Raw genomic sequence first — 2,576 nt, forward strand, 5'->3', positions numbered from 1 at the left:
GTGCTGGCGCTACCGGTGGCAATGCTGGTATCCGTGGTGAGGCGTAGGCGCAGATAGGTCGTGCCCACCGATAGTCCGGTTAAACCTGACCAGTTGAGTCCCACTTGTTTATTGCTAGCGCCTGTAGGAATGGGGAGCGTTTGCGCTTCACTAGGATCGAACACCCCATTGCCGTTCAAGTCAATCCAGCCCACGAGCCATGCTTTCTGACCCGTGGTATTGGTCACGTTGACCGTGATATAGGCCGAAGTTGATAAGGTAGTTAAGCTGGGTAATTGTACTATACCGTCTTCATCATTTGAGCCTGAGACATTATCGCCGCTGCCATTGAGAGGCGTTGCAGCAACGGCTTCCGCATCTAAATTATTTGATCCTAAATAGAGATTGGATGTGATGCTATGCACTGCACTACCATAAGAACTCGGCGCATCCCCAAAATCGGTACGAATAATGGTAGTTTTATAGTCTTCTACCTCGCCATCAGTCGCACTGCCACTAGCGCCGAGATTAGACGCAGATGCCCAGCGAAAGCGAGTAAATAGGTAATCACTCGGGTAAGTAAGAGGAATGGGGACATTCAATCTAATAATGCCATTAACAACATTATCCTTATCAAGGCTGCTGCCATCGCGAGCGTTAGCCGCTATCTGTTCTCCCGTATCAAAAGTACCATTATTATTTAAGTCAGCCCAAGCTTGTAAAAAACCGGTGCTATTAGAGACTGCCACATTAATAGTAGCGGTTTGACCTAAGGCCATCGATGAGAAGGTGACACCATCGTCGCTTGGATCAGCATTGGCGTCGGCATCATGGTAAGCACCTGCATCAGTGGTGAAGCTAGTTCCCAATTTCATGCCCAATACTTGTTGGTGGGAGACATCACCATAGCTAGCGGGAGCATCTGACCAATCGGGGCATTCAGTTTTAAAATCAATGCTATCTAAGAAATTGCCGTAGGAAACTCCATTAGCTGCTTGGAAGGCGAAGCGTGTAATATGCTGCCCAGCGGGCACTGTATAAGTGCCCGAATAAACCTTCCAAGCGCTGGCTCCTGTGGTGAAGTTGCCAATTAATACCTCTGACCCTGGAGAACCTATTTTTAGGTTAATGGTGTCATTGGTATAACGTCCTCGGTGGGCGAAGCTCCAGTAAAGTAAAGTTCCTGGTGAGGTTTCCGTATCTTGGTATAGAGTTCCAGCCACATCGGCATTAAGTTCGGCAAAATACCTGCCCTCATAAGATGGGATGTTATAAAAACCTGTTTCCCATAATTCAATATTATTGTGGGTAATAAAACTGTTTCCATCCGCAGGATTGTTAGGAACTGTACTCCAATAAGGCACTAAATTTTCAGTAGGTTTATAAAAGCTGGTAAAACCACCAGGCTGTTCAAAACCACTGTTGCCAATTCCTAAACAAGCCCCTAGCGGCTTAGCCAACAGTAAATTAAAGCGATAATCTTCCACTTCGCCATCAGTCGCTGCCCCTAAGGGTGAGGGGCTAGCGACTGAATAGCTCGTAAAGCGGAAACGAGCATAGCTAACGCCATGGGGTACAGAGTCGTTGGCGGTGACGCTTAAGGTATTGCTGCCAGTTGTCATCGCGACATTGGTTGCTACCTGCTCACCAGCGTCATTCCAATCACCATCCTGATTCCAGTCAATCCACGCATTCAAATAACCATTAGAACCGGTTGTGATGGTTAAGTTAGTGGATTGTGCCGCAAATAAAACACGATTACCGCCCAACAGGGGGAAAGCCACACCATCATCATCCGCTCCGTCACCGTTCGCCAGTAAACCGGTAGATTGTGAGCCGGCTTCATTATCAATGTTGGCACCTAAACGTATAGTACCGCTAATGGTATGCCAAGCATCACCATAAGTAGTGCTTAGATTCGAGTCAATGCTTGCCATGGTAGAAGGTGCATCACCATAATCCGCAGCCCAAGCGGTAGAAGCAGCGATATTTAACAGCAACAACAGATAGAACACACCATGGCGCATGATTTGCCTGAGTTTATGCGGCGCATGGGGCGTTAATAGGCTCATATTAATGCCCTCGAGTGGAAGTCATGGATCAATACGAAAATAACAACGGGGTTAGTCGATAGTGCGTAAATAATGAGCATAATCGCTATCCTAAATAATTTTTATGCTTGCTTGGTAGCAAAGACTAAATTACTAAAGCTAATTCTTTCTTGTTAACAATGACGCCACGGTGAATGAGGTTTAAAAATGTGCTTATACGCTTGGTATAAGCACGTTATTTTAGGAGTGAATACGATCGATCCTTGACAGTTTAAGGTGGCGGTATTACCAGCCATCCGCTTAGCTTCCTATGTGCTTACCTGTGAGAAAGCTGTTCGCTTATTGAACCTTCACTTGGTATTCGACCTCTCCCAATTGCCCAGCAGGCAGTGTGCCTGTGAAGTCCCACTGTAAGGTAGTCCCAGTCACGCTTGGGGTGCAGGCAGTTAACTCAGGCGGGGTATCGTTACATTGCAAACTACCGGTCACTAAGTCGGTAAACTCTGGGACGCGATCATGAATCACGAGGGTGTTTAAGGTACCATT

At 46.7% G+C, this 2,576-nt stretch carries 2 protein-coding genes; both read right to left on the reverse strand.

The window, feature by feature from the left end:
* The coding region (locus A3IE_RS21505; protein ID WP_033407707.1) for a GEVED domain-containing protein at window positions 1-2,051 on the reverse strand (2,051 nt) is incomplete at its 3' end.
* Between the two features lie 318 nt (window positions 2,052-2,369).
* The coding region (locus A3IE_RS21510) for a hypothetical protein (protein ID WP_033407709.1) at window positions 2,370-2,576 on the reverse strand (207 nt) is incomplete at its 5' end.

Origin of the sequence: Thiolinea disciformis DSM 14473, from assembly GCF_000371925.1 — a bacterium.
Taxonomy (GTDB): Bacteria; Pseudomonadota; Gammaproteobacteria; order Thiotrichales; family Thiotrichaceae; genus Thiolinea; species Thiolinea disciformis.